At 73.4% G+C, this 14,645-nt stretch carries 11 protein-coding genes; 5 read left to right on the top strand and 6 right to left on the bottom strand.

What is annotated here, in order from left to right; genetic code table 11:
- Positions 1–27: 27 nt before the first annotated feature.
- Together ACZ6I1_RS18175 and ACZ6I1_RS18170 are read right to left on the bottom strand one after the other, a co-directional pair.
- A complete protein-coding gene (locus ACZ6I1_RS18175; protein WP_469288255.1) occupies positions 28–1,077 on the bottom strand; it encodes a C40 family peptidase in 1,050 nt (349 codons plus the stop codon).
- A 128-nt stretch (positions 1,078–1,205) separates the two neighbouring features.
- Positions 1,206–1,559 (bottom strand): hypothetical protein, encoded by a 354-nt coding sequence (locus tag ACZ6I1_RS18170; protein ID WP_469288253.1) that lies wholly within the window; start codon positions 1,557–1,559, stop codon positions 1,206–1,208.
- 122 nt (positions 1,560–1,681) lie between these two features.
- Between ACZ6I1_RS18170 and ACZ6I1_RS18165 the strand changes: the two genes are divergently transcribed.
- The gene (locus ACZ6I1_RS18165; protein WP_469288252.1) at positions 1,682–2,029 is read left to right on the top strand and encodes an ArsR/SmtB family transcription factor; all 348 of its coding nucleotides are present in this window, start codon (positions 1,682–1,684) and stop codon (positions 2,027–2,029) included.
- A complete protein-coding gene (gene pcrA, locus ACZ6I1_RS18160; RefSeq protein WP_469288250.1) occupies positions 2,013–4,541 on the top strand; it encodes a DNA helicase PcrA in 2,529 nt (842 codons plus the stop codon). Before ACZ6I1_RS18165 ends, pcrA begins: the two co-directional genes overlap by 17 nt.
- A gap of 12 nt (positions 4,542–4,553) precedes the next feature.
- Here the strand turns inward: pcrA and ACZ6I1_RS18155 are convergent, their stop codons facing one another.
- Both ACZ6I1_RS18155 and ACZ6I1_RS18150 read right to left on the bottom strand, forming a co-directional pair.
- Positions 4,554–6,104 (bottom strand): M23 family metallopeptidase, encoded by a 1,551-nt coding sequence (locus ACZ6I1_RS18155; RefSeq protein ID WP_469288247.1) that lies wholly within the window; start codon positions 6,102–6,104, stop codon positions 4,554–4,556.
- Positions 6,105–6,325: 221 nt separating this feature from the next.
- Positions 6,326–7,150, bottom strand: coding sequence for an esterase/lipase family protein (locus ACZ6I1_RS18150; protein WP_469288245.1), 825 nt, complete (start codon positions 7,148–7,150; stop codon positions 6,326–6,328).
- 191 nt (positions 7,151–7,341) lie between these two features.
- On the opposite strand from ACZ6I1_RS18150, the gene ACZ6I1_RS18145 reads away from it, so the two are divergent.
- A complete protein-coding gene (locus ACZ6I1_RS18145; protein WP_446592799.1) occupies positions 7,342–7,743 on the top strand; it encodes a cobalamin B12-binding domain-containing protein in 402 nt (133 codons plus the stop codon).
- A gap of 147 nt (positions 7,744–7,890) precedes the next feature.
- On the opposite strand, the gene ACZ6I1_RS18140 is transcribed toward ACZ6I1_RS18145, so the two are convergent.
- Both ACZ6I1_RS18140 and ACZ6I1_RS18135 read right to left on the bottom strand, forming a co-directional pair.
- A complete protein-coding gene (locus ACZ6I1_RS18140) occupies positions 7,891–9,480 on the bottom strand; it encodes a DUF5691 domain-containing protein (RefSeq protein ID WP_469288243.1) in 1,590 nt (529 codons plus the stop codon).
- A 274-nt stretch (positions 9,481–9,754) separates the two neighbouring features.
- The gene (locus tag ACZ6I1_RS18135) at positions 9,755–11,098 is read right to left on the bottom strand and encodes an SWIM zinc finger family protein (RefSeq protein ID WP_469288241.1); all 1,344 of its coding nucleotides are present in this window, start codon (positions 11,096–11,098) and stop codon (positions 9,755–9,757) included.
- 134 nt (positions 11,099–11,232) lie between these two features.
- On the opposite strand from ACZ6I1_RS18135, the gene ACZ6I1_RS18130 reads away from it, so the two are divergent.
- Positions 11,233–12,339: an ATP-binding protein gene (locus ACZ6I1_RS18130; RefSeq protein ID WP_469288239.1), complete on the top strand. Its 1,107-nt coding sequence runs from the start codon at positions 11,233–11,235 to the stop codon at positions 12,337–12,339.
- Positions 12,336–14,603 carry a DUF5682 family protein gene (locus ACZ6I1_RS18125; protein ID WP_469288237.1) on the top strand — a complete coding sequence of 756 codons (2,268 nt, stop codon included), beginning with the start codon at positions 12,336–12,338 and terminating at the stop codon, positions 14,601–14,603. The genes ACZ6I1_RS18130 and ACZ6I1_RS18125 overlap by 4 nt, the downstream gene beginning before the upstream one ends.
- The last annotated feature ends 42 nt before the right edge of the window (positions 14,604–14,645 follow it).

Below are 14,645 nucleotides of genomic sequence, written 5' to 3'. Positions count from 1 at the left end.
GCCGCTGGACCTGCTGGAGCCGCGTGGTTACGCCGGGCGGGAGGCGCCCGCCCAGGGCATCGAGTCGATCGGGGCCACCCGGACCGTCGATCCCGGACGCGGTGCGTGGATCATCTGGCCGTTGCCGATGTACAGGCCGACGTGGGTGATCCCGGAGTAGAAGAACACCAGGTCGCCGGGGGCCAGCTGGTCGCGTGAGACGCGCCGGCCCGCGTTGATCTGGGTGTAGGTCGTGCGGGGGAGGGAGACCCCGGCCGCGCGCCAGGCCGCCTGGGTCAGGCCCGAGCAGTCGAAGGAACCCGGGCCCGTCGCGCCCCAGACGTACGGCTTCCCGATCGCCCCGTGCGCGAAGGACACGGCGCGGGCCGCCCGCGTCCTGTCCGAGGGGGCCGGCGGCGGGGGCGCGGACTGCGGGCGGACCGCGGGGGCCGCGCCGCCCGAGCGGGCCTCGTACGCGGCACGCTGCTCGGCGGTCAGCTTGGCCAGCAGCCGCTTGGCGGTGGTCAGCTTGCCCTCGATCTCGGCCTTGTGCCCGGCGAGCTCGTCCCGCTGCGCACGGAGTTCGGCGAGCCGTCCGGCGGCCTGCTCCTTCAGCTTGCCGACCTCGTCGAGCCGGCGGCGCACGGTGTTGATCCCGGCGGCGTTCCGGTCCCCGGCGCGCGAGATGAAGGAGGCCTGGGAGAGGTACTCCTGCGGGTCGGCCGCCAGGGCGAGCTGCACGGCGGTCCCCAGGGAGCCGCTGCGGTACTGGGTGGCGGCGAGCGAACCGAGCGCGCCGCGGGCCGTGTTGAGCTCGTCGGTCTTGCGGGCGGTCTCGTCGCGCAGCCCCGTCAGCGCCCGCTCGGCCTCGTCGGCCTTCTCCTGCGCCCCGTTGTACCGCTCGGTCGCGGCCTCGGCCTCCTCGTAGAGCCGGTCCACCTCGGCCTCGACCTGCGCGGGTGTGGGGCGCGGGTCGGCCAGGGAGGTGCCTTCGAAGGCGGTGGCGGTGGCAGCGCCCGCGAGCGCGAGGGTGGTGGCGGCGGTCCGTACGGTGCCGCCGGAGAGCGGGCGCTGCCTGGGCTTTCGATGACTGGCCACGAGGGCCTCACGTCCTTCCTCCATCGGTGCTTGGAGGAGGACGCTAGACCCGGAGGTAACGGGCAGATGACGGGATGATCGTAAGTGGTCTGATGCGACCGCGGTTGGCCGCCCGGGACCGTTGTGGATCAGTGCCAGAGGACGGCGATGAAGATATTTGCCACGGTCAGACCGCCCACCGCGCCGAACAGCGCCTTTTCCACGCGCTCCTCGTCCCGCTTGACGTAGACGAGGGCGAGGATCACGAACAGGAGGGCCAGCTTCACGCCGACCTTGACGTTGTTGACGCCCGAGCCGTCCATCTCGTTGAAGCCGACCAGCAGGACGCCGGTGACGAGCATGGTCAGCGCGCCGTGCAGCATGGCGGGCACGAACCGGGCGGTGCCCGCGCTCATCGCCTTCATCTGGGTCAGGAAACCGCCCAGCAGCGAGGCGATCCCGATGATGTGCAGGCCGACGAAGACACTGATGAGTACGTCCATGGCGTCGAGCGTACGGGGTGGCGTCCGGCGGATTCCGGTCAGGTCGGCGGCCTCGGAACCGGGCCGGTCCGGCCGTGACGGGCTCCGGCCGTGTCCGTACGAACTCTGCGTACAGTGGGGGCATGGCTGCCGCTGCCGACCTGGCCCACCCCGCCGCCGACCGCATCGAGCTGGTCGAGGTCCTGGCGGCGCTCGGGCATCCCGTCCGGCTGGAGATCGTCCGCAAGCTGTCCTCCGGCGAGGAGGCGTCCTGCGGGGAGGTCGTGCCGGACCTGCCCCGCTCGAGCGTCACGCACCACCTCAGGACGCTGCGCGAGAGCGGGATCATCCGCCAGCGCCCCCAGGGGCGCAAGCTCTACCTGGCACTGCGCCGTGAAGACCTGGGGCTGCGCTTCCCCGGACTCCTGGAACTCGTGCTTGCCTGTCGGTCCCGCCCCCTAGACTCGGAATGCGATGAGCAGCCTCTTTGACGACAGTTTCCTGGCGGACCTCACCCCCTCCGACGAGGTCCCGCCGCCGCCCGAGGACCACGCCGCCCCGGAGCCGGGCGCCGACGACCTCTTCGGCGGCCGGTTCGACGTACCCATGACCGGGGACGCCTACTACCGGGACGGCGCCCCCAAGCCCGTCATCGACCCGGCGGCGCTCCTGGACGGGCTGAACGAGCAGCAGCGCGCGGCGGTGGTGCACGCGGGCTCCCCGCTGCTCATCGTCGCCGGGGCGGGTTCCGGGAAGACCCGGGTGCTGACCCACCGCATCGGGCACCTGCTGTCCGCGCGGAACGTCCACCCCGGCCAGATCCTGGCGATCACCTTCACCAACAAGGCCGCCGGCGAGATGAAGGAGCGCGTGGAGGGCCTGGTCGGCCCGCGCGCCAACGCCATGTGGGTCTCCACCTTCCACAGCGCGTGCGTCCGCATCCTGCGCCGTGAGTCCAAGCGGCTCGGCTTCACGTCCTCGTTCTCGATCTACGACGCGGCCGACTCGAAGCGCCTGATGGCGCTCGTCTGCCGCGACCTCGACCTGGACCCGAAGAAGTTCCCGCCCAAGGCCTTCAACGCCAAGATCTCGAACCTGAAGAACGAGCTGATAGACGAGGAAGCCTTCGCCGACCAGGCGGTGGACGGGTTCGAGAAGACGCTGGCCCAGGCGTACGCGATGTACCAGGGGCGGCTGCGCGAGGCCAACGCGCTCGACTTCGACGACATCATCATGACCACGGTCCACCTCCTCCAGGCGTTCCCGGACGTCGCCGAGCACTACCGGCGCCGCTTCCGCCACGTCCTGGTCGACGAGTACCAGGACACCAACCACGCCCAGTACACGCTCGTGCGCGAGCTGGTCGGCACCGGATACCCGGACCTGCCGCCGGCCGAGCTGTGCGTGGTGGGTGACGCCGACCAGTCGATCTACGCCTTCCGCGGCGCGACCATCCGCAACATCCTCCAGTTCGAGGAGGACTACAAGGACGCGACGACGATCCTGCTCGAGCAGAACTACCGCTCCACGCAGACGATCCTCTCCGCCGCCAACGCGGTCATCGAGCGCAACGAGAACCGCCGCGCCAAGAACCTGTGGACCGAGGCCGGTACGGGTGCGGTCATCACCGGCTACGTCGCGGACACCGAGCACGACGAGGCGCAGTTCGTCGCCGACGAGATAGACCGGCTGACGGACGCGGGCGAGGCGAAGGCGGGCGACGTCGCGATCTTCTACCGGACCAACGCGCAGTCGCGCGTGTTCGAGGAGATCTTCATCCGGGTCGGGCTGCCCTACAAGGTCGTCGGCGGCGTCCGCTTCTACGAGCGCAAGGAGGTCCGCGACGTCCTCGCGTACCTGCGCGTGCTGGCCAACCCCGAGGACAACGTCCCCCTGCGCCGCATCCTGAACGTGCCCAAGCGCGGCATCGGCGAGCGCGCCGAGGCGATGATCGACGCGCTCGCGATGCGCGAGAAGATCACCTTCCCGCAGGCGCTGCGGCGCGTGGACGAGGCCTTCGGCATGGCGGCGCGCTCGACGAACGCGGTGAAGCGGTTCAACGTGCTGATGGAAGAGCTCCGCACGATCGTCGACTCGGGCGCGGGCCCCGCGGTGGTGCTGGAGGCGGTGCTGGAGCGTACGGGCTACCTGGCCGAGCTCCAGGCGTCGACCGACCCGCAGGACGAGACGCGGATCGAGAACCTTCAGGAACTGGCGGCGGTGGCGCTGGAGTTCGAGCAGGCGCGGGAGGCCGCGGCGGCCGAGGCGGCCGAGACCGGGGCCCCGGCTCCGGGGGCGGGCACCCTGGCCGAATTCCTGGAGCAGGTCGCACTCGTCGCCGACTCCGACCAGATCCCCGACGAGGCTGAGAGAACAGCGGCTGACGCCGCGGGCGAGGAGACGGGCGTCATCACGCTCATGACCCTGCACACCGCCAAGGGCCTGGAGTTCCCGGTGGTCTTCCTGACCGGCATGGAGGACGGGGTCTTCCCGCACATGCGGTCGCTGGGCCAGACCAAGGAGCTGGAGGAGGAGCGCCGCCTCGCGTACGTCGGCATCACGCGGGCCCGTGAGCGGCTGTACCTGACCCGGTCCTCGATGCGCAGTGCCTGGGGAACGCCCTCGTACAACCCGCCTTCGCGGTTCCTCGAGGAGATCCCGCCGGAGTACCTGCAGTGGAAGCGCACGGGCGCGGCCCAGAAGCCGGCGGGTCCGATCCGGGGCTCGGGCGGCGGCGGGAAGGCGTCGTTCGGCACCTCGCCCGAGGCGTTCCTGTCCTCGTCGCGCACGAAGGCGGGCCCGTCCGGGTTCGCGACGCGCCGGGCCGCCGACAAGCCCGTGATCGCGCTGGCGGTCGGGGACCGGGTGACGCACGACCAGTTCGGACTCGGCACCGTCATGGAGGTCAAGGGCGCGGGCGCGGACGCGCAGGCCACCGTCGACTTCGGCGACGACAAGCCGAAGCGGCTGCTCCTGCGCTACGCGCCGGTGCAGAAGCTGTGAGGACCGGCTGAGTCAGTTCGGGTCCAGGCCGTGGCTGCGGAGCCACGCCAGGGGGTCGACCGCGGACCCGCCGCCGGGCCGTACCTCGAAGTGGAGGTGCGGTCCGGTGGAGTTGCCGGAGTTGCCGGAGTACGCGATGACGTCGCCGGCCTTGACCTTGCCGCCCCGGATCTTGGTGCTGCTGAGGTGGCAGTACCAGGTCTCGGTTCCGTCGGGCGCGGTGACTATGGCCATGTTCCCGTAGGCGCTGTTGTACTGGGTGCGCACGGTGCCGTCGGTGGCGGCCATGACCGGGGTTCCGTAGCCGACCGGGAAGTCGATGCCGGTGTGCACGGACATCCACATGCCGCCGGACTGGCCGAAGCTGGCGCTGAGGCCGTGCTGGGCGACGGGGATCGCGAACTTGGGGCGGGCCGCCTCCTTGGCCGCAGCCTCCTCCGCCTTCTTCTTCTTTTCCTCTTCCTGGCGCTGGCGCAGGTCGATGCGCTCCTGCGTGCGGCTCGCGCGGTCCGCGAAGTCGCCCGCGTCGGCGCTGAGCGCCGCCAGTTGGGTGTCGAGCTTGGTGTTCGCCGCGACGGGCTTCACCGAGGCCGGGTCGGGCGCGGCCATCGTGGTGGTGTCGTCGGCGGGCTTCTCGGTGCCGGTGAGTCCGCCGACGGAGGCGGCCGCGACACCCGCGACGCCCATCACGCAGGCGGAGGGCACGGCCACGGTCAGCAGGGCGGAACGCTTCGCCGGGGTGCGGCGCCGGCTGCTGCCGCCGCCGGTCTTGGCGCTGCCCTTGGCGTTGCTCTTGGCGTTCCCCTTGGCGGCGGTCCGGCGGGCGGAGCGCGGCACGGAGGGGGAGGTGACGGGCATGGCCTGGGTGGGGAGGTCGTGGACCTCGGGCACCTCGTCCGGCTCGGTCGCGCCCTCGGTGACGAGCTCGAAGACAGCGGTCTCGTCGTAGGTCTCGCCGACGGTGTCCTGGGCCGGAATGTGGACCTCGTAGGCGTAGTCGGCGACGGTCGTCGCCGCTGCCTCGTACGCGTACTCCTGTGCGTACTCCTGCTGCTGGTGCTGCTCGTGCTGCTGCGGTGCGGGCTGGTACTCGTACTGGTGGTTCTGGTGCTGGCTCTCGGTGACCGTGTTCCAGGCGGTGGCGTCGTAGGCCCCGGTCTCGGTGCCGTAGCCCGGCATCGCCCAGTGCCCGGTCTGCTCGCCGGAGCTGTCGTAACCGAAGGAGGCGGCCTGCTGGTAGTCGCCGTAGCCGGAGTGGTCCGCGGCCGGCGTGTTCCAGGCGCCCGTGTCCGTCCCCCAGCCACCGCTCGGTGCGCCGAGGCCCGTGGTGTCCGCGGGCATGCCCTGGGAGGGGATCGTGGACAGGTAAGGGTCCTGAGAGGTCCACGCCGTGGTGTCGTACGCGCCCGTCTCGTAGGAGCCGTATGTCGCGTAGTTGAGCCCAGGTGCCGAGCTGTCCTGCGTTTCATAGGAGACGTAGGGCGAGTCACCAGCGAAAGTGGTGGTGGCAAGGCCGTCATACCCGGGATCCGGGTACTGGCCCGGCGAGGGGCGGTCGTTCACCAACTTCTCTTTCGCCTCGGCATTGGGGCCTGGGTGGCCGGGGAACTCGGGGTTCACCGGAGGAGAGCAGTGGCGTGACTGTACCCGGCGGTTACTCGCCACGACAATCTTCGGAGGGTTTCCATGTCCCTGGAACCGGGCATTCGGCCCTCTTTCGGTCGCGTAAAGACGCAGCCTTGGCCTTGAGTTCGAAATTCGTTCGACTTGGCGGCGGCTGTTGTCTATGCGACGGAGGCGGCTTCCGAGGGCTGTGCCGAGGCCGGTCCGATCCCGTCGAGGACGCGCCGGACGGCCGCGATCACGGTGGGGTGCGCGGGCAGGGCGAGGTGGCCGATCCCGGTGACCTGGACGTTTTCCACGCAAAGGTCCGGGTGTTCGATCCGGGCCGCCCCGACCGGGGCCATCAGCGCGTCGAACTCGCTCCAGAACGCCACGCATCGGGTGGCGCAGCCGGGGGCGGGCGCGGCCAGCTCGGCGAGCACTTCGGAGCCGGGGCGCATCTGCCGCACCAGCGGGTGCGCGTCCATGAAGGGGGCGACCTGCGTGCCGGAATGCGGGGTACCGAGCGTGACGAGGGTCCGGACGCGGGCGTCGCCGCCCAGGCGTTGGACGTAGTAGCGGCCGACCAGCCCGCCCAGGCTGTGGCCGACGAGGTCCACCCGCTCCTGCCCGGTGCGCGCGCACAGCTCCTCGACGCGCCGGGCGAGGTGGCGGGCCGTGACGCGGAGGTCGCGGGTGAAGGGCGAGTAGTTGTACGCCTCCACGTGCCGCAGACCGCCCGCCCCGAGGGCGCGGCGCAGCAGGACGAAGACGGAACGGTTGTCGGTGAACCCATGGAGGAGGAGGGCGGGCGGGCGTGTCGCGGGCGGGCCGGTGGTGACCTTCTCCTGGCACACTCCGGTGGGATACAGGAGAAGATGTCCGCCGAGCACGACCACCTCGAGTGCGCCGGCCCGCAGCGCGGCGCCGAGGGCCGGTATCGACAGGGCCGGTACCGACCGGGTCGGTATCGACAGGGTCGGTATCGGCTGGGCGGAAATGGACACGGGTATGGACAGTCCCACTGACGGCCTCCCCTGAGCCTCTCGGGGCTGCGGCCGTGGCGCCACCGTGCCGTGCGGCTGTCGGCACGGTGGCGCAATGCCGTCCCACGTGTGATTTCCCCCTCCTGCTTGACCGCGAAACGGCGGCGTGCGCGATGCTGTACTTAACGTTCGTTCACTCGGGAGGCAGTGCGATGGGTGTGACCGGTCCGATCCGTGTGGTGGTGGCCAAGCCGGGTCTCGACGGCCACGACCGCGGCGCGAAGGTGATCGCGCGTGCGCTGCGTGACGCGGGCATGGAGGTCATCTACACCGGCCTCCACCAGACCCCCGAGCAGATCGTGGACACCGCGATCCAGGAGGACGCCGACGCCATTGGCCTGTCGATCCTCTCGGGCGCCCACAACACGCTGTTCGTGCGCGTCCTGGAACTCCTCAAGGAGCGCGACGCGGAGGACATCAAGGTCTTCGGCGGCGGCATCATCCCCGAGGACGACATCGCCCCCCTCAAGGAGAAGGGCGTAGCCGCGATCTTCACCCCGGGTGCGACGACGACGTCGATCGTCGACTGGGTCCGCGCGAACGTCCGCCAGTAGTCACCCGCCGGCGGGGCTGGGTCGTGCCCGATCCAGCTCGCGCCGGCGCGCACGGCACAGCCCGTGATCCAGCCCCGCCGGCTCGGAGGAGCGGGACCCGGGCAGCGCCCGGGAGCTCCGCGCAGCGGCGACTCCCGGGAGGGGCGGTCAGGCCGGGGCCAGCTCCGAGAGCATCGCCTCGCGCAGGCGAAGGGTGGCCACCAGCCGCTGAAAGGCTTCGGCCCAGTACGCGGCGGCGCCGCCGGACGCCGCGTCCCCCGGCTCCTCCGCCGCGGCGGTCAGTATCTCCAGGCGCCCGGCCTCCGCAGGATCGAGGCAGCGCTCCGCCAGCCCCATCACCCCGCTGAAGCTCCACGGATAACTGCCCGCCTCCCGCGCGGAATCCAGCGCGTCCACGACCGCCCGCCCCAGCGCCCCCGCCCACGGCACCACGCACACCCCGAGCAGCTGGAACGCTTCCGAGAGCCCGTGGGCCCGTATGAACTGCGCGACCCACTCCGCCCGTTCCCCGTCGGGCAGGGTCTCCAGGAGTTTGGCGCGCTCCGCGAGCGAGGCCGTCCCCGGGCCCGCCGCAGGCGGCGCGGACGGTGCGCCCAGCAAGGCCCGCGACCACCGCGCGTCACGCTGGCGCACCGCCGCCCGGCACCACGCCGCGTGCAGTTCCTCCCGCCAGGCCTCGCCCTCGGCCACGGGCAGCGCCACGATGTCCGCCGGGGCGAGCCCGCCGAACCGCTCGGGCCAGCAGGACAGCGGAGCCGCCTCCACCAACTGGCCCAGCCACCAGGCCCGTTCTCCTCGTCCGGCGGGCGGATTCCTGACGACGCCGTCCCGCAGCATCCCCGCATCGCACTCGGCCGGCGGATTCACCCCCTCCGGGCCCACACAGGCCAGCGCGCGCTCCGCCATCCGCCCTGCCAGTGCCGAGCCAGGCAGCCCCGACAGCAGTTCGGCGGCCGTCGCGCGGACATTGCGGCTGCGGTCGCCGAGGGCCGCCTCCAGGAACGGCTCGTCGCCCTCCGACAGGCCCACCCGCAGCGAATCGAGGAACATCAGCCGGTCCTCGGCCCGTTCGGTGGCCCAGGTCGTCGCCAGCAGCTGCGGCGCGGCCGCCGGGTCGTGTGCCCGTACGGCGCCCAGCAGCGCCACCCGCTCGGCGAACAGCCCCTCCTGCCAGAGCCGCTCCACCCCGGCCCGGTCGGTCACCTCCGGCAGCTCCCCGGCTCCACCGGCCCCGCCCCGCAGGGCGAACCGCCAGTCCGGATTCAGCCGGGCCAGCCACAGCCCCCGCGCCCCCGCCAGGGCGAGTGCCTGCGGCCGCAGGTCCGTACGCGCCCGGGCCGCGTCCAGCAGCGCGGGGACCAGCGAGGCCGGTGAGCGGTAGCCGTGCCGGCCGGCCGCGGCCAGCCACTGCGGCAGCAGTTCCGTCAGGTCCGGGGCCGCGCCGCGCCGCCCGCCGCTTCCCGCACCGGTCCGCCCGGCCAACAGCTGCGCGAGCCGCTGCCGGGCCGCGGCCGGCGGTGCCGGGCGCGGGTCCCGGGGCGCCGGCTCCGGGCGCGGGCCCGCCTCGGCCGGACGCAACCCGGCGCGGCGCCGCACGGTGTGCACGGCCGCCGCGTCCAGCAGGGCCTGCGGCGAGCCCGCCGGGCCCCCTTCCCCGCTCCGGCGCCGGTCGGTGCCCAGCAGCGCCGCACCGACCAGCCCCTCCCAGTCCCCGTACCCCTCGTCGACCTTGCCCATCGGACCCCTCCCTCGCCCTCGCTGCCCATCACTTCTGCGCTCCGGTCCCGCCCCCTCCGCGGGACCGGAGCAGTCGATGCCCCGTAAACTGCCGTTCCGCTGTGCTCAGCTGGCGTGGTTGTCGTTCATGCAAGCCCCCCGGCTCTCGTCACCACACGCCGGCGCCCCCGCGCCACCGCGTCCTTCCTTTCCGGCCACAGCCCTGGTGACGGCACACGTGTCCCCAGGCCCCTGCTGCTTTCTGCTGCGTGTCCTTCTCGGCCCGGGCCCCTGCTCAGGCCAGCGGCACCGGCTCGGGCGAGCCCGGCTGCCAGGCGGTCAGGGGCGTGAAGCCGCGATGGCCGCACTCCCCGAACACCGTCACCGGGCCCCCGCCCGACAACGCGGCCAGCTGCCACAAACCCCCGCGGGAGCGGCTGCCCGCCCCGGTGACGGGCACCGGCAGGGCGGAGTTGCCCTCCGCGTCCGCCAGCTGCCAGCCGAGCTCTCCCGGTATCGGGACCACCGGACCGAGCACCACCGGCCAGGACTCCAGCCACGGGTCCTGCCGCAGTGCCGCCCCGTAGGCCTCCAGTGCCGCCCCCGTGCTCACCCCGGCCGGAACCTCCGTGCACGGCACGGCCGCCGCGGAACTCCCCCCGAGATCCGCCCGCAGCCCCGCCGACCCGGGCCGGAAGCGGACTTCCGCCTCCAGCACCAGCCCCACCGGCAGGGCCAGCCCCGGCGGCCGCCCGGCCGGACCGAAGTCCAGCACCAGCGCCGGCCGCCCGCTCCCCATCCCGCGCAGCCATATCCGGCGGGTGGTGAGCCGGCCGTCCGGCGACACCGAGTCGTGCTGCGCCAGCACCAGCCAGCGGTCCCGTACGGCCTCCCCCTCCCCGGAAGCCGGCAGTCCCACGCGGCTGCGCACGGTCGCGCCCAGCTCTTCGGGCAGTGCCGCCACGCCCAGCCAGGCCCGGTCCAGCAGGTGCAGCAGCGCCGCCTCCTCCAGCATCCGGGCGGGCCAGCCGGGGCCGCAACTGGGTATCGTGCCCAACTCCCTTACCCGCCCCGCCAGTCCGGGCGCCTGGGCGTCGATCATGCGGGCGGCCGTCTCCTCCCACGCCGCGTAACCCGACTGCTCCTGCCCGGCGAGACCGGCGCGCAGCAGGTCGGCCAGCCGCTGCTCCAGCTCCGTGACGCCGGCACTGATCCGCGCCGCCCGCCGCTCGGCCCGCCGCCTGGCCCCCTCCTGATCCGCCGGCCTGCCCGCCGCGGCGGCCGGTCGCGCGGCCTTCGCCGCACGCTCCGCCAGCCACTGCGCGGCCCATTCCGGCGCCTCTCCCGGCTCGCCCACCCCCTCCGCGGACCAGAGCAGCAGCAGGCCCAGCGCGTGCTTGCACGGGAACTTCCGGCTCGGGCAGGAGCACTTGTACGCCGGCCCCGCCAGATCCACGACCGTGCGGTACGGCGTGCTGCCGCTGCCCTTGCACAACCCCCACACAGAACCGGAAGCGGAACCTCCGATCTGTGACCACGGCCCCGCCCCGCCGAGTCTGCCCCCCGCCTTGCGCGAGGCATCGTCAGGAGCCAGAGCCAGTACCTGTTCCGCCGTCCAGCGGACCCCCTGCTCAGTCATGTGAACCACCGTACGGACCCCCACTGACAATCGCTCTGACCTGCAACAACGGTTCGAACAAAGGGCGTTGTCAGTGGCGTGGTGCACCGTTGGAAAAGCAGTCGGAAGCGGCTGCCGAGCATTGGAGGGGGACCATGACCACGCCCGAGAACGAACAGCGGACCCAGGCACTGCGACCGCACGCCGAAGACGCCTTCGCACACGAACTGAAAGCCCTGGCGGCCACCGACGACCGGCCCCGCCCGGCCCGCTGGAAGCTCTCCCCGTGGGCCGTCGCCACCTACCTGCTCGGCGGCACCCTCGACGACGGCACGGTCATCACGCCCAAGTACATCGGGCCGCGCCGCATCGTCGAAGTCGCCGTCACCACCCTGGCCACCGACCGCGCCCTGCTCCTCCTCGGCGTCCCCGGCACCGCGAAGACCTGGGTCTCCGAACACCTCGCCGCAGCCGTCAGCGGAGACTCCACGCTCCTCGTCCAGGGCACCGCCGGAACCCCCGAGGAAGCCATCCGGTACGGCTGGAACTACGCCCGCCTGCTCGCCCACGGCCCCAGCCGCGAGGCCCTCGTCCCCAGCCCCGTCATGCGGGCCATGGCCGACGGCATGACCGCCCGCGTCGAGGAGCTCACCCGCATCCCCGCCGACGTCCAGGACACCCTCATCACCGTCCTGTCCGAGAAGACCCTCCCGATACCGGAGCTCGGCGAAGAGGTACAGGCCGTGGGCGGCTTCAACCTCATCGCCACCGCCAACGACCGCGACCGCGGGGTCAACGAACTGTCCAGCGCGCTGCGCCGGCGCTTCAACACCGTCGTCCTGCCGCTGCCCGCCACCGCCGACGCCGAAGTCGACATCGTCGCCCGCCGCGTCGACCAGATGGGCCGCGCCCTCGACCTGCCCGCCGTCCCCGAGGGCCTGGAGGAGATCCGCCGCGTCGTCACCGTCTTCCGCGAGCTGCGCGACGGGGTCACCGGCGACGGCCGGACGAAGGTGAAGTCGCCCAGCGGCACCCTGTCCACCGCCGAGGCCATCTCCGTCGTCACCGGCGGCCTGGCCCTGGCCGCCCACTTCGGGGACGGCGTGCTGCGCCCTTCCGACGTGGCCGCCGGGATCCTCGGCGCCGTCGTCCGCGACCCGGCCGCCGACAAGGTCGTCTGGCAGGAGTACCTGGAGGCCGTGGTCCGCGAGCGGGACGGCTGGAAGGACTTCTACCGGGCCTGCCGGGAGGTGACCGTATGAGCCCCCTCCTGCTGGGCGTACGGCACCACGGGCCCGGCTCGGCCCGCGCCGTGCGCGCCGCACTCGACGCGGCCCGCCCGGCGGCCGTGCTGATCGAGGGGCCGCCCGAGGGGGACGCGCTGCTCGGGCTCGCCGCCGATCCCGGGATGAGACCGCCCGTGGCGCTGCTCGCGCACGCCGCGGACGACCCTGGCCGGGCCGCGTTCTGGCCGCTGGCCGGCTTCTCCCCGGAGTGGATCGCGATCCGCTGGGCGCAGGAGGCGGGCGTACCCGTGCGGTTCATGGACCTCCCGGCCGCCCACTCGCTGGCCCTCCGGGAGGAGGGGGAAGGCCAGGGCGAAGGCGAGGACGAGGAGGCCGGCTCCGTACGGGTGGACCCCCTCGCGGTACTGGCCGGGACCGCCGGGTACGACGACCCCGAGGCCTGGTGGGAGGACGTGGTCGAACACCGCGGCACCGGCGCCGGGCGGGACCCGCTGGCCGCGTTCGAGGCGCTCGGGGAGGCCATGGGCGCCCTGCGCGAGGCGTACGGAGACGGGGGCCACTCCCGCGACCTCGTGCGCGAGGCGTACATGCGGCAGCGGATGCGGGCCGCCCGCAGGGAGTTCGGCGACGCGTACGCCGTGGTGTGCGGCGCCTGGCACGTACCGGCGCTGCGGGCCAAGACCACCGCTGCCGCCGACAAGGCCCTGCTCACCGGCCTGCCGAAGGTCAAGGTGGAGACCACCTGGGTGCCCTGGACGCACCGCAGGCTGGCACGGGCCGGCGGGTACGGCGCCGGGATCACCTCCCCCGGCTGGTACGCACACCTCTTCGCGGCCCGGGACCGGCCCGTGGAGCGGTGGCTGACCAAGGTCGCCGGCCTGCTCCGCGAGGAGGACCGGCAGGTCTCCTCGGCGCACGTCATCGAGGCGGTCCGGCTCGCCGACACGCTGGCCGCGATGCGCGGCAGGCCGCTGCCCGGGCTGACGGAGACCCTGGAGGCGGTCCGGGCGGTGATGTGCGACGGATCGGACGTGCCGCTCGCGCTGATCGAGGACCGGCTCGTCGTCGGCGACGTGCTCGGGGAGGTCCCGGACGAGGCGCCCGTCGTACCGCTCCAGCGCGACCTCACCCGCCGGCAGCGCTCGCTGCGGCTCAAACCCGAGGCGCAGGACCGCGAGCTGGAGCTCGACCTGCGCAAGGAGACCGACGCGGCCAAGTCCCTGCTGCTGCACCGGCTGCGGCTGCTCGGCATCGACTGGGGCGTACCGGCCGCCTCGCGGAGCAGCACCGGGACCTTCCGGGAGACCTGGCGGCTGCGCTGGGAGCCGGAGCTGTCGGTACGGGTCGCCGAGGCCGGGATCTGGGGCACCACCGTCCTCGCGGCGGCCACCGCCAAAGCGGAGGCCGACGCGGCCGGGGCGGGGGAGCTGGGCGAGGTCACCGCGCTGGCCGAGCGGTGCCTGCTGGCCGGGCTGTCCGAGGCGCTGCCCGCCGTGCTGCGGGCGCTCGCGGACCGTGCCGCGCTGGACACCGATGTGGCGCGGCTCGCCAAGGCCCTGCCCGCACTGGCCCGTTCGCTGCGCTACGGGGACGTACGCGGCACCGACGCGGCGGCCCTCGGCACGGTGGCGGCCGGGCTCGCCGAGCGGATATGCGTGGCCCTGCCGCCCGCCTGCGCCGCCGGGCTGGACGCCGACGCGGCGGCCGAACTGCGCGGCCACGTGGACGGGGTGCACGGAGCGGTCGGGCTGCTGGCGGACGCGGAGGAAGGGCTGCGCGAGCGCTGGTCCGCGGTGCTGCGGACGCTGGCCGGCCGGGACACCGTGCCCGGCCTGATCCGCGGCCGCGCGGCCCGGCTGCTGCTCGACGACGGGCGGCTCCCGGCCGGGGAGACGGCCCGGCTGATGGGGCTCGCGCTGTCGCCGGCGACCGACCCGTCCGACGCGGCGGGCTGGATCGAGGGCTTCGCGGGCGGCAGTTCGGGCGGCGGCACCCTGCTCGTCCACGACGACCGGCTGCTGGGTCTGATCGACAGCTGGACGGTCGGGGTCCCGGAGCGCGCGTTCACCGACGTACTGCCCCTGCTGCGGCGCACGTTCGGGGCGTACGAGCCGGGCGTGAAGCGGACCCTGGGCGAGCTGGTCCGGCGGGGCCCCGGCGGGGTCTCGGCGACGGTGCCCGGCGCGGCCCCCGAGGGCTTCGCGCCGGAGCTGGACCCGGACCGGTCGGACGCGGTGGTGGACCTGGTCCGGCTGCTGCTCAGCCCGGCGGTGGCCTGAGGCGCGGGCCGACGGACAAGGCGAGCACAGCGAATACAGCGA

The sequence above is a fragment of the Streptomyces sp. NPDC046303 genome (assembly GCF_055588085.1).
Note: the sequence above shows the minus strand (reverse complement) of the source record. Positions and strands in the feature narration are given on the sequence as shown.

What these genes read in the sequence shown, in the direction of transcription:
- ACZ6I1_RS18125 (WP_469288237.1), top strand. Translation starts at nt 12,336, where the DNA reads ATGAGCCCCCTCCTGCTGGGCGTACGGCACCACGGGCCCGGCTCGGCC.
- ACZ6I1_RS18135 (WP_469288241.1), bottom strand. Translation starts at nt 11,098, where the DNA reads ATGACTGAGCAGGGGGTCCGCTGGACGGCGGAACAGGTACTGGCTCTG.
- pcrA (WP_469288250.1), top strand. Translation starts at nt 2,013, where the DNA reads ATGAGCAGCCTCTTTGACGACAGTTTCCTGGCGGACCTCACCCCCTCC.
- ACZ6I1_RS18165 (WP_469288252.1), top strand. Translation starts at nt 1,682, where the DNA reads ATGGCTGCCGCTGCCGACCTGGCCCACCCCGCCGCCGACCGCATCGAG.
- ACZ6I1_RS18140 (WP_469288243.1), bottom strand. Translation starts at nt 9,480, where the DNA reads ATGGGCAAGGTCGACGAGGGGTACGGGGACTGGGAGGGGCTGGTCGGT.
- ACZ6I1_RS18145 (WP_446592799.1), top strand. Translation starts at nt 7,342, where the DNA reads ATGGGTGTGACCGGTCCGATCCGTGTGGTGGTGGCCAAGCCGGGTCTC.
- ACZ6I1_RS18130 (WP_469288239.1), top strand. Translation starts at nt 11,233, where the DNA reads ATGACCACGCCCGAGAACGAACAGCGGACCCAGGCACTGCGACCGCAC.
- ACZ6I1_RS18170 (WP_469288253.1), bottom strand. Translation starts at nt 1,559, where the DNA reads ATGGACGTACTCATCAGTGTCTTCGTCGGCCTGCACATCATCGGGATC.